The organism is Sphingomonas kyeonggiensis (assembly GCF_014196745.1).
GTDB classification, from domain to species: Bacteria; Pseudomonadota; Alphaproteobacteria; order Sphingomonadales; family Sphingomonadaceae; genus Sphingomonas; species Sphingomonas kyeonggiensis.
This window is the reverse complement of the sequence record NZ_JACIEH010000001.1, coordinates 1,330,942-1,352,626: the sequence shown is the minus strand read 5'-3', so window position 1 is coordinate 1,352,626 and position 21,685 is coordinate 1,330,942. Positions and strand designations below refer to the sequence as shown.

Sequence of the window (21,685 nt, the reverse complement as noted above, 5' to 3'; positions counted from 1 at the left end):
TCATCGTTCGATCGTCCCGACGCGGCGGATCTTACGCTGGAGCTGCATCACGCCGTAGAGCAGCGCCTCGGCGGTCGGCGGGCACCCGGGGACATAGATGTCCACCGGCACGATCCGGTCGCAGCCGCGCACGACGCTGTAGCTATAGTGGTAATAGCCGCCGCCATTGGCGCAGCTGCCCATCGAGATGACGTACTTCGGCTCCGACATCTGGTCATAGACCTTGCGGAGCGCCGGAGCCATCTTGTTGCACAGCGTACCGGCGACGATCATCACGTCCGACTGGCGCGGCGATGCGCGCGGCGCGGCGCCGAAGCGCTCCATGTCGTAACGCGGCATGTTGACGTGGATCATCTCGACCGCGCAGCACGCCAGGCCGAAGGTCATCCACCACAGCGAGCCGGTGCGGGCCCACTGGAACAGCTCCTCGGTCGAGGTGACCAGGAAACCCTTGTCGCCGATCTCGGCATTGATGTCGTTCAGGAAACCGACGTCGGGCAAGGTTCCCGGCGGCGGCGCACCGATCAGGCCGCTGCCCGGCAGGGGCGACGACTGGGTGAGTTCTACTCCCATTCGAGTGCTCCCTTCTTCCAGGCGTAAACAAGGCCGAGCAGGAGCTCGCCGATAAAGACCATCATCGAAATCCAGGCGGTCCAGCTGGCGGCGACGGTGCCCATTTTGAACACCGACACAGCCCATGGGTACAGGAACGCGGCTTCGAGATCGAAGATGATGAACAGGATCGCGACGAGGTAGAAACGCACGTCGAACTGGCTGCGCGAATCCTCGAACGCGGGGAAGCCGCACTCATATTCGCTGAGCTTGGCTTCCGTCGGCTTGTGCGAGCCCGTCAGCCGGCTGACCAGCATGGGCAGGAACACGAAGGCGCTGGAAAGCGCGAGAGCGACCCCGAGGAACAACAGGATCGGCAGATATTGTGACAGGTCGACCAATGGCCTTCTCTTCTCGCGACTGCGGAATCTGACGGGGGCTTTAGGACGATGAGCCGAGTGCGGCAAGGGTTCTAACCCCTGAGAATCACTCGCAATAAGTCCGCGCAGGGCCCAAACGGAAAAACCCGGCAACATGGCCGGGTAAATCCTTTGAAATGCATTGTTTTATAGGGGCAGCGCTCAGCGCAACGAGTTCGCTACCAGCTTGTGCAGCTTGGAGTGCAGCACGTCATTGGCCGCGAGATACTGGTTGCGCTCGCGCGCCAGGTCCTGGCCGCGGTAGTCGGTCACGAAGCCGCCCGCTTCCTTCACCAGCAGCATGCCGGCGGCGACGTCCCAGGGCTTCAGGTCCGATTCCCAGAAGCCGTCGAAGCGGCCCGCGGCGACCCAGGCCAGATCGAGCGCAGCCGCGCCCAGCCGGCGGATACCCGCCACTTCCGGCGCGACGGCACCGAAGATGCGGCTCCACTCGGCGAAATTGCCATGGCCGAGGAACGGGATGCCCGTCGCGATCAGCGCCTCGTCGAGGTGACGGCGCGCCGAGACGCGCAGGCGCTGGTCCTGCAGCCAGGCGCCGCGGCCCTTTTCCGACCAGAAGCTCTCGTCGGTGATCGGCTGGTAGATATAGGCGTGCGTCACCTCGGGCTTGCCCTGGGCGCCGCGCGGATCCTCGACGGCGATCGAGATGCAGAAATGCGGGATGCCGTGGAGGAAGTTGCTGGTACCGTCGAGCGGATCGATGATCCAGCGCGGCTTGTCCGGATCGCCGGCGATCTCGCCGCGCTCCTCGACCAGGAAGCCCCAGTCCGGACGCGCCTTCTGCAGTTCCTCGATCAGCGTGTCCTCGGCACGCTTGTCGGCGATGCTGACGAAGTCCGCCGGGCCCTTCCGGCTGACCTGGAGGTGCTGGACCTCGTTGAAGTCGCGACGCAGGCGCGGACCGGCCTTGCGGCAGGCGCGCTCCATGACGGTGATGAGGCCGGAATGCGAAACCAAGGCAATGCTCCACGCAAACACCTCTCCCGCCTTTGCGGGAGAGGGAGGGGCCCATCGCTTTAGCGATGGGAGGGTGAGGGCCTTCTTCTTCCGCGCGATCGGCGCTTGCTCAAGGGAAGAAGAAGGCCCTCACCCAACCCTCTCCCGCGAAAGCGGGAGAGGGCCAGGAAAGTTCAATCAGTCCGCGCGGCGAACGTAGGTCTGCTCGTACACGTCGACGACGATACGGGTACCCGAAGCGATGTGCGGCGGCACCAGGATGCGCACGCCATTGTCGAGCACGGCCGGCTTGTACGACGACGAGGCCGTCTGGCCCTTCACCACCGCATCGGCCTCGACGATCGTCGCTTCGATCGTGTCGGGCAGCTGCACGCTGATCGGCTCTTCGTCATAGAGCTCCATCACCACATCCATGCCGTCCTGCAGGAAGGCAGCCGCGTCGCCGAGCAGGTCGCGCGGCAGCGTGGTCTGGTCGTAGGTTTCCTTGTCCATGAAGGTGAGCACGTCACCCTCGGCGAACAGGAACTGGAAGTCCTTGGTGTCGAGGCGCACGCGCTCGACCGTCTCCGCCGAGCGGAAACGGACGTTGTTCTTGCGGCCGTCGCGCAGGTTCTTGAGCTCGACCTGCATGTACGCACCGCCCTTGCCGGGCTGCGTGTGCTGGATCTTCACGGCACGCCAGATGCCGTTTTCATATTCGATGATGTTGCCGGGACGGATGTCCACGCCGCTGATCTTCATGGTCGAGACCTATGGAACTGAGAAAGAGCTGAGCGGGCGCCTTTAGCCGCGCGCAGCGTCTTCGGCAAGTCATCTGCAGCGGTGAAAGCCGGGGTCTCGTGCCGCACGCTGTCCCTTTGCGGTGCGAGATCCCGGCTTCCTCGACAATGACGGATCACTGCGCGATGTTCCGCAGTAGCGGATAAGGGTTTATATTCTGCCCCTGCCACCAGCCCTCGCCCGGCTGCATGAGCTTGATCTCGAAATGCAGGTGCGGCGCGGCGCCCGACGCGCTGCCCGTATTGCCGACGGTGGCGATCTGCTCGCCCTGGCGCACCGCGGCCTTCTCGGCCACCAGCCAGGCGTCGAGATGCGCGTAATAATGGATCGTGGTCCCGTCGCGGGTACGAACATAGAGCGTATGCCCGCCGTTCACGCTCTCGAAGACCTTCTCGACCGTGCCCGATGCGGCGGCGAGAACCGGGGTACCACGAGGGGCCATGATGTCGATCGCATGATGCTCGCGCGTGCCATTGCCCCTGCTCTGCCCCCATGTGTCGCTGAGCTGGCGCGCGGCGACACCCTCCACCGGGATGATCAGCGCCGCCGGATCCTCGCCGCCCGCCGCCGGCACGGACTGTCCCGCGCCCAAAACCGGCCGGGCGAGCGGCGTGGCCGGCTGCACCGTGATCCGCACCAGCGACAGGAACCCCGCTGCCAGCAGTACCAGCAGCACGCCCAGTCCCCAGCCGATTCGCTTCGCCCAGACGAGCATCTGCCCTACTCCTGGAACACCGCCTTGGTGCCCGGCTTGACCATCAGCGCCAGCCGCGCCGCGTCCCAGTTGGTCAGGCGGATACAGCCATGGCTCTCGGTCCGCCCGATCGTCTGCGGCTCGGGCGTGCCATGGATGCCGTAATGCTCCTTGGAGAGATCGAGCCACACCACCCCCACCGGGCCGTTCGGCCCCGGCGGCAGCATCGCCGGGTCACTGCCCTTCTTCGCGTCCCAGAACAGCTTGGGGTTGTAGTGGAACTTCGGGTTGGTGTCCGCCCCGTTGATCTTCCAGGTGCCGATCGGCAGCGGATCGTGCTCGCTGCCCATCGTCGCGCTGAACTGGGCGACGAGCCGGTCCTGCTTGTCGAGCACCTTGAGCACCTTCTCGCTCTTGTCGACGACGATGTGATCCGCCTCGGGCACTTTGGCCTCGACGTTCAGGTCGTTCAGCGTCCGGCGCCATTCGGGCTTGATGTCGGCCGGATAGTCGCGCGAGGCGGGCAGCGCGTTGGGGAAGACGAACTCGGCGCCCGGCCGGATCGCCCCACCGCCCGGATTGAGCTCCACCAGCACCTCGGGCGTGGTGTGGAACATCTCGGCCAGCTTCTCGAGCGGCCTTGTATAGGCGAGCGAGGGCAGCTTCGCCTGCTTCTCCGGGTCCCTGGGGATCGGATTGACGTACGGCCCCTTCAGCGTGTCCGCGTCGAGGGTAAGCTTGCGCACCGGGCGCAGCGAGGCATAGGGCGCCAGCGCACGCAGCGTGGCGGGATCGAGCTTGCCACTGGCCGGCATCCCCCGCGAAGCCTGGAAGCCCTTGAGCGCCGCGGTCAGCGACTGCCCCTCGCGCCCGTCGAGAATGCCCGGCGAGAAGCCGAGATGATCGAGGATCACCTGGGCATGCAGGACAGAATAGTCGATCGGCGGCCTGCTGGAAGTTCCCGCCTGCCCGCTGGCTGCGGGACCGAGCGAGGCACAGGCGAGACAAGCCGCAAATCCAAGAATTTTCCGCACCGAATCAAGCTCCTGCAGATCATGTTCCGCAAGAACAACGGGTGGAACTCGGGGTTTGTTTCCGTTCGCCCACTCCCGTCATCCCGGCGAAAGCCGGGATCTCAGGCGAAGGCGCCATACGGCACGAGATCCCGACTTTCGTCGGGATGACGATTGGGAGTTAGTTCAGCAGCTCCGCGAACGCCTTCACCGCGGCTTCCTCGTCCCCGCCCCACACGGCATTGGACACGGCAAGGAAGTCCGCCCCTGCCTTGACCAGCGGCGCGGCATTGTCGGGCGTGATCCCGCCGATCGCGACGCAGGGCAGCTCGAACAGCGCCGACCACCAGCTGAGGATCACCGGTTCGGGGCGGTGGCGGGTTTCCTTGGTCGCCGTCGGATAGAAAGCGCCGAACGCGACATAATCGGCCCCCGCCTCACCCGCTTCCATCGCCAGATGGCGGCTGTCGTGGCAGGTCACGCCGATCTGAACCTGCGGACCCAGCTCCGAACGCGCCTCGCGCGGATCGCCGTCCTCCTGGCCCAGATGCACGCCATCGGCGCCCAGGCGCTTGGTGAGGCTGACATCGTCGTTGACGATGAAGGCCACGTCCGCATCGGCGCAGATCTTCTGCAGCGGCTCGGCCAGGCGCGCCGCCTCGTGCTGGTCCACGCCCTTCACGCGGAACTGGAAGGCAGCCACCGGCCCGGCGCCGAGCGCGCGCTTCAGTCTTTCGGGGAAAGCCCCGGTCACGTCGAGCGGCGAGATCAGGTAGAGCTGGCACCGCGGCCGGCGCATGTCGCGCACGAACTGGTCGGCGAAATTCGGGTCGAGCGGCGGCAGGCCGTCTTCATCAAGGTCGGTCATCCTGGCCGCCTTAGCCCAAGCCTCAGCCGCGCACCACTGCCAGCAGAAACCCGTCCCACCCCTTGCTGCCCACCGTCTGGATCGCCGTCGCGTCGAGGCGCGGCTCGGCGGCGACCGCGTCGAACAGCGCCTGGGTGCCGACCACGCTCGGATCGGTGCTGGCGCTGTCGAGGATTCTGCCCTCGCGGATCACATTGTCGACCACGATCAGACTGCCGGGCCGGGTCAGAATCAGCGCTGCCTGGAGATAGGCGACATTGCTCGGCTTGTCGGCATCGATGAACACCAGGTCGAACGGGCCTTCGTCCCCCGCGATCATCGCGCCCAGGCTGTCCACCGCCGGCCCGACGCGCACTTCGCAGCGATCGGCGAGACCGGCCCGGGCGAGGTTGGCCCGCGCCACCTCGGCATGATGTGGCTCGAGCTCGAGCGTCACCAATTGCCCGTCCGCCGGCAGCGCGCCGCCGAGCCAGATCGTCGAGTAGCCGCCGAGCGTGCCCACCTCGAGTATCCGCCGCGCCCCGATCATCCGCGCATAGAGCCGGAGCAGCTTTCCCTGCGCCGGCGAGACGTCGATCGGCGGCAACCCCTCCGCCTCGTTATGGTCGAGCGCCGCGGCGAGCGCATCATCCTCGGCGATCAGATGCGCGTCGACATAGGCATCGACGACTGCCCAGGCCGCGCTCAACCGCGGATCCCCACGCCCGCCACCGGCCGCGTCTCGACATGCGTCTCGAACCCCGCGATCAGCGGCCGTCCCTTGGCGATCGCCGCCTGCACCGCCGGCAGCTTGAGCGAGTCGGCATGATATTGCCGACTCTTCCAGATCTCGGTGATCCAGATGCCCTCGGCATCCTTCAGGTCCTCGCCGATCAGATAGGCGACGCAGCCCGGCATGTCGCCGGTGCCGCCGGAAAGCAGCGCGATCAGCTCGGCGCGCTTGCCCGGCTGGGCCTTGATCTTGCCGATCAGGCCATAGGGTTCGACTTCTTCCATCCACTCTCCCCGTGCCAGCGCAGGCCCGCCCAGCATCGCCAGAGCGAGCCCTGCCAGCACGGGTCGGCGATCGATCATTCCTCGTTCTTGTAGATGCGCACCAGCTTGTCGAGCATCGCCAGCGCCTCGTCGCGCGGGCGCTGGAAGGTGTTGCGGCCGATGATCGAGCCGTTGCCGCCGCCGTCACGGATGTCGCGCGCGTCCTGATAGACTGCGTCGGCGCCCTTGGCCGCGCCGCCGGAGAAGACGACGACGCGACGGCCGTTGAAGCAGCTCTTCACGACATGGCCGACCCGGGTCGACTGGGCCGACCAGTCGGTGCCCGCATAGGCCTTCTTGGCGTCTTCCTGCTCGATATGGTCGCTCGGCAGCTTCACCTTGATGATGTGCGCGCCGAGCAGCGCCGCCATGTGCGCGGCATAGGCGCCGACGTCGAGCGCCAGTTCGCCCGACTTGGGCAGCTTGCCGCCGCGCGGGTACGACCAGAGCACCGTGGCGATGCCGACCGACTTGGCCTCGGCCGACAGCTCCTTGATCTCCTCCATCATCTCGAACACGTCGTCCGAGCCCGGATAGATGGTGAAGCCGATCGCGGCGCAGCCCAGGCGCAGCGCATCGTCCACGCCCGCGGTCACTGCCTGGTTGGCGCTGGTCGCCCAGCTGTTCGAGCTGTTGCACTTCAGGATCGTCGGGATCTGGCCGGCAAAAGTGTCGGCACCCGCCTCGAGCATGCCGAGCGGCGCGGCATAGGCGCTCAGGCCCGCGTCGATCGCCAGCTGATAATGGTAGTGGGGATCATAGGCGTCCGGGTTCACCGCGAAGCTGCGCGCCGGGCCATGCTCGAAGCCCTGGTCGACCGGAAGGATGATCAGCTTGCCCGTGCCGCCCAGCTTGCCCTGCATCAGAATGCGGGCGAGGTTGGCCTTCACGCCGGGATTGTCGGACTCGTAGTTCGCGAGAATGGCTTTGACGGCCGGCGTGATCGACATCTTTGTCCCCTTGAATATGTATCGCTGGGGAGGCCCTATCGCCCGGATTTGCGGGCGAAAAGCCTGACAACGCTGCCACGGGAGTCGCTTTTCTTCGCGCGGCGACGAGCGGTTCCGATCCTGCGCTTGACGGCTGGTCCAAGCAGGGACAGCATCGCTGCCGCCAAGGGGGAAAGCCATGGGGATTTCTGCGCTTCATCGGCGGCTTGCGCTTGCCGCGCTGCCGCTTTCGCTGCTCGGGGCCGCGCCGGCGCCTGCGCCGATGCTCGCCCAGGTCAAGGTCGGCCAGCCCGCGCCGCCCTTCGTGTTGCGCCTGATCAAAGGCGGCAAGATCTCGCTCGACGAGCTGCGCGGCCAGGTCGTCGTCCTGAACTTCTGGGCGACCTGGTGCGTGCCGTGCCGCAGGGAGCTGCCAACGCTCGACGCCTATTATGTGGCGCGCAAGGATGCGGGACTGCGTGTGTTCGCCGTCACCACCGAGGATTCGCTCCAGCCCTTCCAGCTCAAGAGGCTGTTCGACGTGATGCACATCGATCCGGTCCGTTCGATCAAGGGGCCGTATGACGTGCTCGACGGCGGCGTGCCGACCAACATCGTGATCGATCGCAGTGGCGTGGTGCGCTACGCCAAGGCCGGCGCCTTCGACGACCGGAAGCTCGACGAGCTGCTCGTGCCGCTGCTCAACGAAAAGGCGAAATAGCCAAGGGCGGGGGCGCCGCGCGGCACCCCCGGAGACCGGATCAGCGTGCCAGCGCCGCGACGCCCGGCAGTTCCTTGCCTTCCATCCACTCCAGGAACGCGCCGCCTGCGGTCGATACGAAGGTGAAGTCGCCCGAGACGCCAGCCTGGTTGAGCGCCGCCACGGTGTCGCCACCACCGGCGACCGAGACGAGCTGGCCTTCCTTGGTCAGCGCCGCGGCGGTCTTCGCCAGCGACACGGTCGCGGTGTCGAACGGCGGGGTCTCGAACGCGCCGAGCGGACCGTTCCACACCAGGGTGCGACAGGTCTTGAGCACGTCGGCCAGCGCTTCCGTCGCCGCCGGGCCGACATCGAGGATCATCTCGTCCGCCGCGACTTCGTGGACGTTGACGGTGCGCAGGCTCGGCGGGTTGGGCGCGAATTCCTTCGAGACCACCACATCGTACGGCAAGTGCACGGTGCAGTTTGCCTTGTCGGCCGCGTCGAGGATCTCCTCGGCGGTGCCGGTCAGGTCATGCTCGCACAGGCTCTTGCCCACGTCCACGCCGCGCGCGGCGAGGAAGGTGTTGGCCATGCCGCCGCCGATGATCAGGTGGTCGACCTTCTCGACCAGGTGGCGCAGCACGTCGAGCTTGGACGAGACCTTCGCGCCGCCGACCACCGCGGCGACCGGATGCTCGGGATTGCCCAGCGCCTTGTCCAGCGCGTCGAGCTCGGCTTCCATCTGGCGGCCGGCGAATGCGGGCAGCTTGTGGGCCAGGCCCTCGGTCGAGGCATGCGCACGGTGCGCGGCCGAGAAGGCATCGTTGACGTAGAGATCACCCAGCGCGGCGAGCGCATCGATCGTCTCCGGCGCGTTCTTCTCCTCGCCGGCATCGAAACGGGTGTTCTCGAGCAGCGCGATGTCGCCATTGCCCATTGCCGCGATTGCTTCCGCCGCGCCGTCCGTGTCGACGAAGCGCACTTCCCGGCCCAATACATGGCTGAACGGCCGGGTGACGAGCGACAGGCTCATCTCGGGGTTGCGCTGTCCCTTGGGGCGGCCGAAATGCGCGAGGACCACGACCTTGGCGCCCTTGTCCGCCAGCTCGGCAACGGTCTGCACCGCGGCGCGCAGCCGGGTGTCGTCGGTCACCTGGCCATCGGCCATGGGCACGTTCAGGTCCTCACGGACCAGCACGCGCTTGCCGGCGATGTCGCCCATGTCGTCGAGCGTCTTGAAGTTGCGCGCCATTTCGTCCCTCACAAATCGAGCGCTCGCCCCTTCTCCGTCATCCCGGCGAAAGCCGGGATCTCAGGAGATGGAGCGAGCAGAGTGCCTCACGAGATCCCGACTTTCGTCGGGATGACGGCTCAGGCCGTCAGCTTCGCCATCGCGCCGGCGGTGTCCACCATGCGGTTCGAGAAGCCCCACTCATTGTCGTACCAGCTGACGACGCGCACCAGCTTGCCGTCGATCACTGCGGTCTCGAGGCTGTCGACGGTCGACGAGGCCGAGGTGTGGACGATGTCGATCGAGACCAGCGGCTCGTCCGAATACCAGAGGATGCCCTTGAGCGGACCATTCTCCGAAGCTGCCTTGAGCACGGCGTTCACTTCCTCGACGGTCGTGTCCCGCTTCGGCGTGAAGGTCAGGTCGACCAGCGAGCCATCCGGAACCGGAACGCGGATCGCCGAGCCGTCCAGCTTGCCCTTAAGCTCCGGCAGCACCTCGGCCACGGCGCGGGCGGCGCCGGTGGTGGTCGGGATGATCGACATCGCGGCGGCACGCGCGCGACGCAGGTCCGGGTGGATCTGGTCGAGGATCTTCTGGTCGTTGGTATAGGCGTGGACCGTGGTCATCAGTCCGCGCTCGATGCCGATCGCGTCGTTGAGGACCTTGGCGACCGGCGCCAGGCAGTTGGTGGTGCACGATGCGTTCGAGACGATCGTGTGGCCGGCCTCGAGCTTGTCGTGGTTCACGCCGAACACGACGGTCAGGTCGACATTCTTGCCCGGGGCCGAGATCAGCACCTTCTTGGCGCCGGCATCGATGTGCTTCTGGGCCGAAGCGCGGTCGGTGAAGAAGCCGGTGCACTCCAGCACCAGCTCCACGCCGTTCTCGGCGTGCGGCAGGTTGGCGGGATCGCGCTCCTTGGTCACCTTGATGCGCTTGCCGTCGATCACCAGGTCGTCGCCCTCGGCGGTGACGGTGCCCGGATACTTGCCGTGCACGCTGTCGCGCGAGAACAGCCAGGCGTTCGACTTGGCATCGGCGAGATCGTTGATCGTGACCAGCTCGAGCCCGCTATCCGGACGCTCCAGGATCGCACGCGCGACCAGTCGACCGATACGCCCGAACCCGTTGATCGCAACCTTCGTCATGCCTGTTCTCCGTTCAACTTCTCGATGATCTGCGGAACGATGGCTCCCGCAGTGAGCCCGAAATGCTCGTAGAGCTTCAGATAGGGACCCGAGGCGCCAAATCCATCGACGCCGAAGTTTAGCCCATCCAAGCCAGTGTATCGCTCCCAGCCCAGCGTGGTGCCGGCCTCGATCGAGACCTTGAGCGCATGTGCCGGCAGCAGGTCGCGCTTGTACTGCGCGTCCTGCGCGTCGAAGCGCTCCCAGCACGGCATCGAGACGACGTCGGCGCCGATGCCCTGGGCTTCCAGCTCGTCGCGCACCGCAACCGCGATCTCGACTTCCGAGCCGCTGGCGAGCAGCACCACCTGGCGCGGCGCCTCGGCCTCGCGAATGGCGTAAGCACCACGCGCCGAGCGGTTCGCGCCGGCCTCGAGGCGCAGCTGCGGCAGGTTCTGGCGGCTGAGCGCGAGCAGGCCCGGGCCGTCGGCACGCTGCAGCGCCAGTTCCCAGCACTCTGCGGTCTCGACCACGTCGCACGGGCGATAGACGTCCAGGTTCGGGATCAGGCGCAGGCTGGTCAAATGCTCCACCGGCTGGTGGGTCGGGCCGTCCTCGCCCAGACCGATCGAGTCGTGCGTCATCACATAGACCACGCGCGCCTGCTGCAGCGCCGACAGGCGGATCGCCGCGCGGGCATAGTCGGCAAAGACCAGGAAGGTGCCGCCATAGGGAATCACGCCGCCGTGCAGCGCCATGCCGTTCATCGCCGCCGACATGCCGAACTCGCGGATGCCGTAATAGACGTAGCGGCTGCCGTAATTCTCCGCCGAGAAGGCACCCAGGCCCTTGGTCAGCGTGTTGTTCGAGCCGGTCAGGTCGGCCGAGCCGCCGACGGTGTCGGGCAGCTGCGCGTTGATCGCCTCGAGCGCCATCTCGCTCGCCTTGCGGGTCGCGACCTTCTGCGGCGCATCGATCAGGCCCTGGATGTGATCCGAGAGCGAGAACCACGCCGGCAGCTCGCCGCGCATGCGGCGCTCGAACTCGGCGCGATCCTCATGCGCCTCCAGGCGCTTCTTCCATTCGGCGTGCGGCGCGGCGCCGCGCTTGCCGGCTTCCAGCCAGGTCTCGCGGATGTCGGCCGGAATCTCGAACGCGGGGTGGTTCCAGCCCAGCTCGGCGCGGGCGGCGGCGACTTCGTCGGCACCCAGCGGCGAACCATGGACCTTGGACGAGCCCTGCTTGTTCGGCGCACCCTTGCCGATCACCGTGCGGCACTTGACCAGCGACGGCAGGTCGCTCGCCAGCGCCGCGTCGATCGCACGGGCGATGTCGGCCTGGTCATGGCCGTCGCACTCGACGACCTGCCAGCCCGAGGCGCGGTAGCGCGCGGGGATGTCCTCGCTCGACGAGAGCGAGACCGCGCCGTCGATCGTGATCTTGTTGTCGTCCCACAGCACGATCAGCTTGCCGAGCTTCAGATGCCCGGCCAGGCCGACCGCCTCATGGTTGATGCCTTCCATCAGGCAGCCGTCGCCGGCGATCACCCAGGTGCGGTGATCGACCAGGTCGTCGCCATAGATGGCGTTCAGGTGCCGCTCGGCGGCGGCGAAGCCCACCGCCATCGCGAAGCCCTGGCCGAGCGGGCCGGTGGTGCACTCGACACCTTCCAGCTCGAAATTCTCGGGGTGGCCGGCGCAGGGGCTGCCGATCTGGCGGAAGTCCTGGATGTCCTTCAGGGTCGGGCGGGCATAGCCGGTCAGGTGCAGCAGCGAGTACTGCAGCATCGAGCCATGGCCGGCCGACAGGATGAAGCGATCGCGGTCCGCCCATTTCGGATCGGTCGGATCGAACTTCAGATAGTTCTGGAACAGCACGGTGGCGACGTCGGCCATGCCCATCGGCATGCCGGGGTGCCCCGAATTGGCCGCCTCCACGGCGTCCATCGACAATGCCCGGATGGCATTGGCGCAGTCGGTGAAGCTTGCGGTCACTTGAGAGTCCCCATGATGCTGGCGCGGACGCCTTTGGTGCCCTTGGACGGCTACGTCAACCGGCTCGCGCCCCGGACTCGAACCGGCGCTGCAATGATCCGTCTTGTCGAGCAGCCGTGAAACCGGTGCCATTCTGGGGTTGATAGCTTCGGTGGGGGTGCGTAACGCTTGCGGCATGGCAAGTACGCCCGCCGATCGTATCGAACAGGCCCTCGTCCGCATCGAGAAAGCCGCAGCTGCGCGGGCCTATGCCTGTGAGCGCATCACCCAGCGCCATGCCAAGCTGCGTGCGCGGATCGAGGACGCGGTGTCGTCGCTCGACGCGCTGATCGCACGCGAAGCCACCCCGGGTGAGGAAGACTGATGGCCGATATCGATATCAGCGTCGCGGGCCGCAGCTATTCGGTCGCCGCAAGGGAAGGAGACGAGGCGCATATCCGCCATCTCGAATCCATCCTCCAGCGCCACGCCGACACCGCCCTGCGCGCCTCGGGCGGCCTCAATGCCGAGCGCACGCTTGTCTATCTGTCGCTGATCCTGGCGGACCTGCTCGACGAAACCGAGCGCAACCCGCCCGAGGGCGTGTCGCCGGTGCTGCTCGAGCGGATCGCCGACCGGCTGGAGGCAGTGGCGGCCGCGCTCGAAGAGGATGCGGCTGAGGCCTGACGCTATCCGATAGGTCATTACCCCGTCCAATACCGTCATCCCGAACCCAATCCGTCATCCCGGCGAAAGCCGGGATCTCATGCGGCTCCATCCCCGCCCCCGTTCCCGCGCCTTCGCCTGAGACCCCGGCTTTCGCCGGGGTGACGAGTTGGAAGGCGGAATAACGGATGGGGTTCGGGATGATGGAGTGGTTGCGAACCCCTGCCCCGTCCCCTATATCCATAGGCGGCGGGCACTGCCCGGTACGAGCCTTGCAATTATCCCTGAGGCTATTCATCTTCCATGGGGGCTGTCCCTGTGCGGATCCTGGTCCGCGGCATATGGTCCCCACCTGACGTAACGGGCGTCGGAGGATATTCTGGCAAACGGCCATGGCGGTCCCGCCACCGCTCCCCTACACTGTCGGCATGATCGACAAGCTAGCCCTTAGGGCGCAGCTCCGCGCGGAGCGTGACGCCTTCGCCATCGCAGCGAGCGAGGCGATCCTCGCGCCCGAGCATTTCATCGAGCATCTCAAGCCGGGCATGACCGTCGCCACCTATGTCGCGATCGGCAGCGAGGCGGACCCCACCCAGCTCGCCGCGGCGGCCGCCCAGGCCGGCTGCACGCTCGCCTTGCCCTTCGTCGTCGGCCGCGCCGAGCCGTTGCGCTTCCTCGCCTGGCAGATCGGCGAACCGCTGGTCGAAGGGCCGTTCGGCCTGCGCCAGCCGCATGTGGACAGCCCCGAAATCGCGCCCGACGTGATCCTGACCCCGCTGGTCGGGTTCGACGCGCGCCTCAACCGCCTGGGCCAGGGAGCCGCCCATTACGACCGTGCCTTCGCCCGCTATCCCGATGCCTGGCGCGTCGGGGTCGCCTGGGCGATGCAGCAGGTGCCGGCGATCCCGTCGGATATCTGGGACGTGCCGCTCCACGCAGTGATCACCGAGGAGGGCATGACGTGGCACGCGGGGGCGTAGCGCCGAGCTGGCGCAAGCCGGCGGGCGCGCTCGGCATCGTCGCCTGGATCTTCGTCTGGATCATCCTGGTCACCAGCTTCTCGCACTGGATTGGCCAGCTGCACGTGCTCGCCCAGCTGCCGATCTATGTGGTGACCGGCATCGTCTGGATCCTGCCTCTGGGCGGCGCGCTGCGCTGGATGGAAACCGGCCGCTGGCGCCGCCCGTCCGGCGCTCAATAGGTCATCCCGTAATAGCCGTAGAGGCGCTCGCCATAGGCGCGGTCATAGGTCGGCAGGTCGTCGCCCTCCTCGTCATAGCTGGGCGCGCCTTCGATCTGCTCCTTGGTCAGGTCGACGACATAGCCGCCCTTGCCCGTGTCGTAGCTGAGTTTCTGCCAGGGCAGCGGATAGTGCCGGTTGCCCAGGCCGAACAGGCCGCCGAACGACAGCACCGCATATTCGGCCTGGCCCGATATCTTGTCGACCATGAAGCGGTGGATCGTGCCCAGCCGCTCGCCTTCGCGATTGTAGACCGCCGTGCCTTCGACGCGGTCGGAGGCAATCATGTCGTGCGTTTCGCGTGTTTCGAGTTCCATCGCCATTGCTCCTCGATGCCCCGAAGCACCAACGGGCCGGAGCCGCGCGATGTCCGCCCATTTGCGGCGAAGCGTGGCCGGACGAGGCGAGGCGCGACGGCGCGCTTGCAATGTAGGATTTCGCCTGCTGGGCTCACGCAGCCGGGCGCAGAGCCCGCCGCTCTTTGACCCTGTAGGAAAGATAGGATCCCATCCGCGCAAGGATGTTGCCCAAGCCGCCATATCTACCCGTCGCGGGAATTGCGACGTGCACGACCTTCGCGATCTTTGGCGAGTCGATCGGGATGACGATGCAGGGAATGGCCACGCTATGCGTGGCGCGAGTGACGGGGCTCGAACCCGCGACCTCCGGCGTGACAGGCCGGCGCTCTAACCAACTGAGCTACACCCGCATTACGCGTTTCGAGAAGCGACCAGCCCCGGAGTCCATCCTCCGGTTGGGCCGCCCATGGGGCGCCTTCCCGTGCGATGATCTGGGGAATGGCGCGAGTGACGGGGCTCGAACCCGCGACCTCCGGCGTGACAGGCCGGCGCTCTAACCAACTGAGCTACACCCGCTCTCTCGAAGCGAGGAGGCGGGCACTAGACGCGAGTTTTGGGGGTGTCAACCGGATTGGTCGCGACTTTTTCGCCGGAGCGGTCGATTATCCACAGGATCGTTCACCAAGGTCCCGTGTTCGAACAGGAAACCGGCAATGTCCGGCTTGCCCGCGGCGTTGACCACGGTCTGGATGATGATCAGCAGCGGCACTGCCAGCAGCGCGCCCGTCGTGCCCCAAACCCAGCCCCAGAAGCTCAGCGAGATCAGGATCATGATCGGGCTGATGGTCAGGCGATGCCCGACGATCAGCGGCGTCACCACGTTCGCCTCCACCAGGTGGCAGGCGATCATCACGATCGGCGGCACGAAGGCCCAGCCCAGGTCCGGGAAGGTCATCAGCCCGCCCATGGCGAGCAGCAGCGCGGCGAAGACCGGCCCGAAATAGGGAATGTAGTTGAGCAGGGTGACGATGCCGCCCCACATCAACGGGGTCGGCATGCCGATCGCCCAGAGCACCCCGGCGACGATCAGCCCAAGGGTCAGGTTGATCAGCGTGATCGTGCCCAGATAGGCCGAGGTATCGTCCACCACGTCCTGGATCACCCGCGCGGTCGCCATCGCCCCGCCGAAGCTCGACCGCGAAGTGATCGCGTTGCGGCGCAGGCGGGTCCAGCCCGAGAGGAAGAAGTAGATCACCAGGATGGCGAAGAACATCTCGAGCAGCGCCGACGGCGCAGAGGTGGCGAACAGGTCGATCAGCGAGCGCGGCGGCGTGGCAGCCATCACCTCGGGCTGCTTCATCGGCGCCGAGGCGAAGTTCATCACCGTCTTGTTCACGAAGCTGTCGAGGTTCGAATAGAACTCGATCAGCGGCTTCAGATTCTCCTGGATCTGCGGGATCTTGGCGGGAAGGTCGCGGATCCACTGCCAGGCCGGGACGACGATCGAGGCGAGTGCGACATTCGCTGCGATCAGGAACAGCAGCACGCAGATGAACGCCGCGATCGGTGCCGGCAGCCGGTGGCGCTCCAGCCATTCGAGCAGCGGCACCAGGGCAATGGCGATCACCAGCGCGGTGGTGAGCGGCAGGAAGAACACCGCGCCCGCCTGCAGCGCGAAGGGCAGCGCCAGCAGCAGCCCGATGCCGGCGATCAGCGTCGTCGCCGCCATCAGCCGGTCGCGCTTCTGGCCGTCGCCCAGGCTCTCCTGCGTCGACTGGCCGAGCAAAGGCGCCCGCGCCGGTTCCGAAGGCACGCCGTCGTCCATGGGTTCGCCGCCGATGCTGTCGGGTCGATCGTTCACTTTTGCCCTTCCCTTTCACGTTCGACCCTAGCGCGGATTGCAACGGATGTAATCCCGGCTAGCTTGGGGATTATGGGCGAGAACATCCTGGTCCTCGATGAGGGCACCACCTCCACCCGCGCGATGCTGTTCGCGCCCTCGGGCGAGTGCCTGGCCAGCCACAGCGCCGAGCTGACCCAACACTATCCTGGCCCCGGCCTGGTCGAGCATGACGCGAACGAGATCTGGCGCCGCACGCTCGAATGCGCCCATGCCATGGTCCGCGAGGCCGGCGGGCCCGAGCAGATCGCCGCGATCGGCATCACCAACCAGCGCGAGACGATCGTCTTCTGGGACAAGACCACCGGCGAGCCCCTCGCCCCCGCCATCGTCTGGCAGGACCGGCGCAGCGCGGCACTGTGCCGCGCGTGGCGCGATGCCGGCGAGGAGCCGGGGGTGCAGGCACGCACCGGCCTGCTGCTCGATCCCTATTTCTCGGGCACCAAGATCGCCTGGGCGATGCGCAACTGGCCGCAGCTCAAGGGCGTGGGCGACCGGCTGGCGATCGGCACGATCGAGAGCTGGCTGGTCTGGAAGCTCACCGGCGGCCTCCACGTCACTGACGCAACCAACGCCTCGCGCACCCTGCTGATGGGGCTGGGCTCGGGCGGCTGGAGCGACGGCCTGCTAGAGATGTTCTCCGCCCCGCGCGAGGCGCTGCCCGAGATCGTCGACTGCGCCGGGAAGTTCGGCACCACTCGGTTGTTCGGCGGCGAGATCCCGATCTGCGGCCTGGCCGGCGATCAGCAGGCGGCGACGATCGGCCAGGCCTGTCTCGAGAAGGGCGACACCAAGGCGACCTATGGCACCGGTGCCTTCGTCCTCACCAACGCCGGCAGCGCCCCGCCCAGTTCGAAGAACCGCCTGCTCGCCACCGTGCTCTGGCAATTGGGCGGTCGGCGCACCTATGCGATCGAGGGATCGGTGTTCGTCGCCGGCAGCCTGGTCCAGTGGCTGCGCGATTCGGTGAAGCTGATCGAGACCGCGCAGGAGACCGAGGGCCTGGCCCGCTCGGTGAAGGACAATGGCGGTGTCTATCTCGTTCCCGCCTTGTCCGGCCTGGGCGCGCCCTGGTGGGAGCCCGAGGCGCGGGCGTCGATCTCTGGCCTCAGCTTCGCCGCCACCCGCGCGCACATCGTCCGCGCCGCGCTGGAGGCGATGGCCCACCAGAGCCACGACCTGAAGGCCGCCTTCGCCGCCGACGGCGCCGACTGGTCGCGGCTGCGCATCGATGGCGGCATGGTCACCAACGACTGGATCGCCCAGGACCTCGCTGACATCCTCGCCATCCCGGTCGACCGTCCCGACTTCGCCGAGACCACGGCGCTCGGCGCCGCGATGCTGGCCGGCATCGGCTGCGGCATGTTCCGCGATCTGGAGGAAGCATCCAGAATGCGTGGCGCGGGACTGACGTTCGAGCCGAAGCTGGAGGAGGATCAGCGGAAGGCCCGGCTCGCAGGGTGGAAATCCGCCGTGCTGGGCGTCCTGCCTGGCTAGTCCGAATCACGCAGCATCGTCGGAAAATCACGGCGCACATGCAGTACGCGCCAGACATCGAGCTGGTCCGGAAGCTCGAGATAGAAAACCAGATAGGGAAAATGCGCGAGCCCGGCGCTTCGCAGGCCGGGAATATCGAGCATCACGCCAAAGCTGGGTGATCCGATACCCGGATGCTTCGAAATGCCCTGGTAACAGCGCTCGAGTTCCGCAACGAACCGCCGTGCGAGCGATGCGCCACCTTCGTCGCGATAATGGAATACGGCAGCCCTGACGTCGCGTTCGGCGCGCGGAAGAATGACCAGCCGCCTGGCTGTCACGCCTGGCTTTGCCCGCCAGCGAGGCCACGCAGCTCCTCGAAATAAGCGTCGTCGATTACCCTGCCAGGCCCCGATTGCGCCCCTTCGAGCAGCATTCGGCGTAGCTGTTCGCGATCCCGCTCACGCCGGATCAGTTCGCGCACATATTCGCTGCTCGTCCCATAGCTGCGATCGGCGACTTGCTCATCGACGAACGCCTTCAGGGAATCCGGCAGGGAGATGTTCATGGTAGCCATGGGCGCAAGATGCGCCCCATGGCAAAAATTGGCAAGCCTTGCCAATCAGGCCGCCACCTCCCCCACGAACAATCCCCGCAGGTCCTTCTTCAGGATCTTGCCATTCGCGTTCCTCGGCAGCGTGTCCGCCACGAAGCGCACCTGCACCGGCACCTTGAACCCCGCCAGCCGCTCGCGGACGAAGTCCTGCAGATCCGCCTCGGTCGCGACCGTGCCCGGCGCGAGATGGACCACCGCCACCGGCTCCTCGCCCAGCGTCTTGTGCGGCACGCCGATCAGCGCGGCGTCCATCACGCCCGGGAAGGCGTAGAGCACGTCTTCCACTTCGCTCGAATAGATGTTCTCGCCGCCGCGGATGATGATGTCCTTGGCCCGGTCGACGATGTAGAGGAACCCCTCCTCGTCGAGCTTCGCTAGGTCGCCGGTCCGCACCCAGCCATCGACGAACGTCTCCGCCGTGGCCTCGGGCTTGTTCCAATAGCCCTTCACGATCATCGGCCCCCGCGCCCAGAGCTCGCCGACCTCGCCGACCGGAAGCTCGCGGTCACCCTCCACGGTCATGATCTTCAGGTCCGCCGTCGCCACCGGCTGGCCGGCGCTGGTCGGACGGGTCAGATAGTCCTCGCCGCTATGCTGCGTCACCGTCGCCATCGTCTCGGTCATGCCCCAGCCATTGCCGGGCAGCGCGCCGAATTCCTCATAGATGCGCTTGACCAGCTCGGGCGCCGAAGGCGCGCCGCCATAGGAGATCACTTCCAGGCTGGAGAGGTCGTGATTGGCGCGCTCGGGATGCTCGAGCAGCTGCCAGGCGATCGTCGGCACGCCGCCGGTGAGGTTCACCTTCTCGCGCTCGATCACTTCCATCGCCTTCACCGGATCCCAGCGGCGCATGAACACGATCGTCTGCCCGCTCGCGATCCCGGCCATCAGCGCCGCGCTGCATGCGGTGACGTGGAATAGCGGGATGACCAGCAGGCCGACCTTGTGCGGGAGCGCCGCCGGCGGGATCTCGCCCCGGCGCAGCATCGCCCGCCCGGCACTGTATCCGCTCGACAGGATGTTGGTGCAGATGTTGCGGTGCGTGCCGAGCGCGCCCTTGGGGTTGCCCGTCGTGCCGCTGGTGTAGAAGATCGTCGCGTCGTCCTCGGGCCCCACTGCTACCTGCGGGAAGGGAATGTCCGGCAGGCTCGCCCAGTCGCTCCGCGTGCCGATCAGCACCTCGAGCCGGCTGACGTTTCCGCCCAGTTCCTCGTCGCAGCGGCTCACCACCACGCGCTCCAGATCGGGCAGCGCGTCATAGCATTGCTTCAGCCGGGCATGGCGCTCGGCGTCGACGAACAGCACCTTCGAGCCCGAGTCCTTCAGCCCATATTCGAGCTCGCCGCCCGTCCACCAGGCGTTGAGCGGCACGATGATCGCGCCCAGGCTGGTTGCGGCGAAGAAGATCGTCGGCCATTCGGGCAGGTTGCGCATCGCCAGCGCGACCCGGTCGCCCTTCACCACGCCCATCTCGCTCAGCTTCTGCGCAAGATGGCACACCGCCCGGTAGTTCGCGTCATAGGTGACGCGCTCGTCCTCATAGATGGTGAAGACGCGCTCGCCATAGAGCCGGGCCAGCTGCGCGAGCACCCCCAACGTCGGCGGGGCGTTCTTCCACACTCGGGTCGGCACCCCGCGAATCTCGATCTCCTCCATCTCGAAACGCGATCCTGGCGCAGTGAGCGCGCCCCTCACCTGCTCCAGCGACATGGCGGGCCATTTGGGGTCGAGCGGCACGATGGGTTCGGGGGCCAAGGCGATTCTCTCCAGCTTGTGCGGTTTATGTTTCTAGAATGTTGGGTTTGGCATCGGATGCCGTACCGTAAACAAGGTTAGTGTTGATTCATCGCGCGCTCAAGGCAATAGGGGAAGCGCGTCCCGTAGAAGATGCGAGTCACCGGTTTCGAATGAGAGGTATGCCAACCGCATGAAGATTGCCAAGCCCGAAAGTCAGGGTTTCGATGCGGCGCGGCTGGCCCGGATCGATCCGTATCTGAAGACCCGCTACCTCGACTCGGGCAAGCTGCCCCATGCCCAGCTGCTGATCGCCCGGGGCGGCGAGATCGTGCATTTCTCGCACCAGGGCGCCGCCCGCGAAGGCGGCGCGCCGGTCGACGAGACCACCATCTTCCGCATCGCCTCGATGACCAAGCCGGTCACCAGCCTCGCCTTCATGATGCTGCTCGAAGAGGGCAAGGTCGCGCTCGACACCCCGGTCCACCACGTCCTGCCCGAGCTGAAGGGCCTCGGCGTGTTCAAGGCCGGCGGCGTCGGCGTGCCGTTCCAGACCATTCCCACCGACGAGCCGATGCGGATGGTGGACCTGCTCCGCCACACCTCGGGCCTCACCTACAGCTTCCAGAACCGCACCAATGTCGACGCCGCCTATCGCGAGGGCAGGATCGAGAACTGGCACGGCAACCTGACCCTCGACGAGTTCGTCACCGCGCTGGGCAAGATCCCGCTCGAATTCTCCCCGGGCACCGAGTGGAACTACTCCGTCTCCACCGACGTGCTCGGCGCCGTGGTCGAGCGTGTCTCGGGCCAGGGGCTCGCCCAGTTCTTCGAGCAGCGCATCTTCGCCCCGCTCGGCATGCACGACACCGGCTTCGTCGTGCCGGCGGACAAGACCGATCGCCTCGCCGATTGCTGGTCGCTGGTCCAGGGCAAGGGCCGGGTGATGTACGATCGCGGGGCCGAGAGCGCCTGGTCGCGCGAACCGCGCCTCGTCTCGGGCGGCGGCGGCCTCGTCTCCACCGCGCTCGACTATCACCGCTTCTGCACCTTCTTCCTGAACAAGGGAGAGCTCGAGGGTACCCGGCTGGTCAGCCGCAAGACGGTCGACCTGATGACGGCCAACCACCTGCCCGGCGGCTCGGACCTGCACGCCATGTCCCAGTCGCTGTTCAGCGAGACCACCAATGCCGGCACCGGCTTCGGCCTGGGCTTCGCGATCACCATGGATCCCGCCCGGTCGATGATGCCCGGCTCGCCTGGTGAATATTACTGGGGCGGCATGTTCTCGACCGCCTTCTTCATCGATCCCGTCGAGCGCATCTCGATGGTCTTCATGACGCAATTCTCGCCGTCCATGCTCTACCCGATCCGGCGCGAGCTGAAGACGCTGATCTATTCCGCTTTGAACGACTGATTTTCTCGCCGGCGTTCGCCGGAAAGACAAAT

Annotated in this window: 25 protein-coding genes and 2 tRNA genes; 7 read left to right on the top strand and 20 right to left on the bottom strand. The window is 66.6% G+C overall.

The window, feature by feature from the left end:
* From GGR46_RS06475 to GGR46_RS06430, 10 genes are all read right to left on the bottom strand, one after another.
* On the bottom strand, positions 1 to 573 hold the full coding sequence (locus GGR46_RS06475; RefSeq protein WP_183995643.1) for a NuoB/complex I 20 kDa subunit family protein: 573 nt from the start codon (positions 571 to 573) through the stop codon (positions 1 to 3).
* Positions 564 to 953 (bottom strand): NADH-quinone oxidoreductase subunit A, encoded by a 390-nt coding sequence (ndhC, locus tag GGR46_RS06470; protein ID WP_183995641.1) that lies wholly within the window; start codon positions 951 to 953, stop codon positions 564 to 566. Before ndhC ends, GGR46_RS06475 begins: the two co-directional genes overlap by 10 nt.
* Positions 954 to 1,133: 180 nt before the next feature.
* Positions 1,134 to 1,949, bottom strand: coding sequence for an inositol monophosphatase family protein (locus GGR46_RS06465; protein ID WP_183995639.1), 816 nt, complete (start codon positions 1,947 to 1,949; stop codon positions 1,134 to 1,136).
* Positions 1,950 to 2,126: 177 nt separating this feature from the next.
* Positions 2,127 to 2,690 carry an elongation factor P gene (gene efp / locus GGR46_RS06460; protein ID WP_183995637.1) on the bottom strand — a complete coding sequence of 188 codons (564 nt, stop codon included), beginning with the start codon at positions 2,688 to 2,690 and terminating at the stop codon, positions 2,127 to 2,129.
* A 154-nt stretch (positions 2,691 to 2,844) separates the two neighbouring features.
* Positions 2,845 to 3,444: a M23 family metallopeptidase gene (locus tag GGR46_RS06455; protein ID WP_183995635.1), complete on the bottom strand. Its 600-nt coding sequence runs from the start codon at positions 3,442 to 3,444 to the stop codon at positions 2,845 to 2,847.
* A gap of 5 nt (positions 3,445 to 3,449) precedes the next feature.
* Complete coding sequence (locus tag GGR46_RS06450) at positions 3,450 to 4,457, bottom strand: L,D-transpeptidase family protein (protein WP_183995633.1); 1,008 nt, start codon at positions 4,455 to 4,457, stop codon at positions 3,450 to 3,452.
* A gap of 160 nt (positions 4,458 to 4,617) precedes the next feature.
* A complete protein-coding gene (gene thiE, locus GGR46_RS06445) occupies positions 4,618 to 5,304 on the bottom strand; it encodes a thiamine phosphate synthase (protein WP_183995631.1) in 687 nt (228 codons plus the stop codon).
* A gap of 22 nt (positions 5,305 to 5,326) precedes the next feature.
* On the bottom strand, positions 5,327 to 5,992 hold the full coding sequence (locus tag GGR46_RS06440) for an O-methyltransferase (RefSeq protein WP_183995629.1): 666 nt from the start codon (positions 5,990 to 5,992) through the stop codon (positions 5,327 to 5,329).
* Entirely contained in the window at positions 5,989 to 6,378 is a 390-nt protein-coding gene (locus tag GGR46_RS06435; RefSeq protein WP_183995627.1) for a putative quinol monooxygenase, read from the bottom strand. The genes GGR46_RS06440 and GGR46_RS06435 overlap by 4 nt, the downstream gene beginning before the upstream one ends.
* Complete coding sequence (locus GGR46_RS06430) at positions 6,375 to 7,289, bottom strand: class I fructose-bisphosphate aldolase (RefSeq protein ID WP_183995625.1); 915 nt, start codon at positions 7,287 to 7,289, stop codon at positions 6,375 to 6,377. The genes GGR46_RS06435 and GGR46_RS06430 overlap by 4 nt, the downstream gene beginning before the upstream one ends.
* Before the next feature lie 178 nt (positions 7,290 to 7,467).
* On the opposite strand from GGR46_RS06430, the gene GGR46_RS06425 reads away from it, so the two are divergent.
* The gene (locus tag GGR46_RS06425; protein WP_183995623.1) at positions 7,468 to 7,989 is read left to right on the top strand and encodes a TlpA family protein disulfide reductase; all 522 of its coding nucleotides are present in this window, start codon (positions 7,468 to 7,470) and stop codon (positions 7,987 to 7,989) included.
* 40 nt (positions 7,990 to 8,029) lie between these two features.
* Here GGR46_RS06425 and GGR46_RS06420 read toward each other — a convergent pair whose 3' ends face one another.
* The 3 genes from GGR46_RS06420 to tkt form a co-directional block, all read right to left on the bottom strand.
* Positions 8,030 to 9,223, bottom strand: a complete 1,194-nt coding sequence (locus tag GGR46_RS06420) for a phosphoglycerate kinase (protein WP_183995621.1) — start codon at positions 9,221 to 9,223, stop codon at positions 8,030 to 8,032.
* Positions 9,224 to 9,342: 119 nt separating this feature from the next.
* On the bottom strand, positions 9,343 to 10,353 hold the full coding sequence (gene gap / locus GGR46_RS06415; RefSeq protein ID WP_183995619.1) for a type I glyceraldehyde-3-phosphate dehydrogenase: 1,011 nt from the start codon (positions 10,351 to 10,353) through the stop codon (positions 9,343 to 9,345).
* Positions 10,350 to 12,326 (bottom strand): transketolase, encoded by a 1,977-nt coding sequence (gene tkt, locus GGR46_RS06410; protein ID WP_343058047.1) that lies wholly within the window; start codon positions 12,324 to 12,326, stop codon positions 10,350 to 10,352. Before tkt ends, gap begins: the two co-directional genes overlap by 4 nt.
* 175 nt (positions 12,327 to 12,501) lie before the next feature.
* Here tkt and GGR46_RS06405 point away from each other — a divergent pair, with 175 nt between their 5' ends.
* The 4 genes from GGR46_RS06405 (at position 12,502) to GGR46_RS06390 (ending at position 14,172) form a co-directional block, all read left to right on the top strand.
* Positions 12,502 to 12,690, top strand: a complete 189-nt coding sequence (locus GGR46_RS06405) for a hypothetical protein (protein ID WP_183995615.1) — start codon at positions 12,502 to 12,504, stop codon at positions 12,688 to 12,690.
* Positions 12,690 to 12,992, top strand: coding sequence for a cell division protein ZapA (locus GGR46_RS06400; RefSeq protein WP_183995613.1), 303 nt, complete (start codon positions 12,690 to 12,692; stop codon positions 12,990 to 12,992). Before GGR46_RS06405 ends, GGR46_RS06400 begins: the two co-directional genes overlap by 1 nt.
* 407 nt (positions 12,993 to 13,399) lie before the next feature.
* On the top strand, positions 13,400 to 13,951 hold the full coding sequence (locus GGR46_RS06395; RefSeq protein WP_183995611.1) for a 5-formyltetrahydrofolate cyclo-ligase: 552 nt from the start codon (positions 13,400 to 13,402) through the stop codon (positions 13,949 to 13,951).
* On the top strand, positions 13,933 to 14,172 hold the full coding sequence (locus GGR46_RS06390) for a DUF2842 domain-containing protein (RefSeq protein ID WP_183995609.1): 240 nt from the start codon (positions 13,933 to 13,935) through the stop codon (positions 14,170 to 14,172). The genes GGR46_RS06395 and GGR46_RS06390 overlap by 19 nt, the downstream gene beginning before the upstream one ends.
* On the opposite strand, the gene GGR46_RS06385 is transcribed toward GGR46_RS06390, so the two are convergent.
* From GGR46_RS06385 to GGR46_RS06370, 4 genes are all read right to left on the bottom strand, one after another.
* The gene (locus tag GGR46_RS06385; protein ID WP_183995607.1) at positions 14,166 to 14,534 is read right to left on the bottom strand and encodes a PRC-barrel domain-containing protein; all 369 of its coding nucleotides are present in this window, start codon (positions 14,532 to 14,534) and stop codon (positions 14,166 to 14,168) included. The genes GGR46_RS06390 and GGR46_RS06385 overlap by 7 nt on opposite strands.
* A gap of 309 nt (positions 14,535 to 14,843) precedes the next feature.
* A tRNA-Asp gene (locus tag GGR46_RS06380) sits at positions 14,844 to 14,920 on the bottom strand.
* A gap of 89 nt (positions 14,921 to 15,009) precedes the next feature.
* Positions 15,010 to 15,086: transfer RNA gene (locus GGR46_RS06375), tRNA-Asp, on the bottom strand.
* Positions 15,087 to 15,132: 46 nt separating this feature from the next.
* A complete protein-coding gene (locus tag GGR46_RS06370; protein ID WP_425506530.1) occupies positions 15,133 to 16,371 on the bottom strand; it encodes an AI-2E family transporter in 1,239 nt (412 codons plus the stop codon).
* Between the two features lie 72 nt (positions 16,372 to 16,443).
* Here GGR46_RS06370 and GGR46_RS06365 point away from each other — a divergent pair, with 72 nt between their 5' ends.
* The gene (locus tag GGR46_RS06365; RefSeq protein ID WP_183995605.1) at positions 16,444 to 17,907 is read left to right on the top strand and encodes a glycerol kinase; all 1,464 of its coding nucleotides are present in this window, start codon (positions 16,444 to 16,446) and stop codon (positions 17,905 to 17,907) included.
* Here GGR46_RS06365 and GGR46_RS06360 read toward each other — a convergent pair.
* From GGR46_RS06360 to GGR46_RS06350, 3 genes are read right to left on the bottom strand one after another with little or no spacing between them, the layout of a single operon-like run.
* A complete protein-coding gene (locus GGR46_RS06360) occupies positions 17,904 to 18,227 on the bottom strand; it encodes a type II toxin-antitoxin system RelE/ParE family toxin (protein WP_221262570.1) in 324 nt (107 codons plus the stop codon). The two genes, GGR46_RS06365 and GGR46_RS06360, sit on opposite strands and share 4 nt — an antisense overlap.
* A complete protein-coding gene (locus GGR46_RS06355; RefSeq protein ID WP_183995602.1) occupies positions 18,224 to 18,463 on the bottom strand; it encodes a type II toxin-antitoxin system ParD family antitoxin in 240 nt (79 codons plus the stop codon). The genes GGR46_RS06360 and GGR46_RS06355 overlap by 4 nt, the downstream gene beginning before the upstream one ends.
* Before the next feature lie 45 nt (positions 18,464 to 18,508).
* Positions 18,509 to 20,212: a class I adenylate-forming enzyme family protein gene (locus GGR46_RS06350; protein WP_183996821.1), complete on the bottom strand. Its 1,704-nt coding sequence runs from the start codon at positions 20,210 to 20,212 to the stop codon at positions 18,509 to 18,511.
* A gap of 217 nt (positions 20,213 to 20,429) precedes the next feature.
* Here GGR46_RS06350 and GGR46_RS06345 point away from each other — a divergent pair, with 217 nt between their 5' ends.
* Positions 20,430 to 21,653 (top strand): serine hydrolase domain-containing protein, encoded by a 1,224-nt coding sequence (locus tag GGR46_RS06345; protein ID WP_183995600.1) that lies wholly within the window; start codon positions 20,430 to 20,432, stop codon positions 21,651 to 21,653.
* Positions 21,654 to 21,685 lie beyond the last annotated feature (32 nt).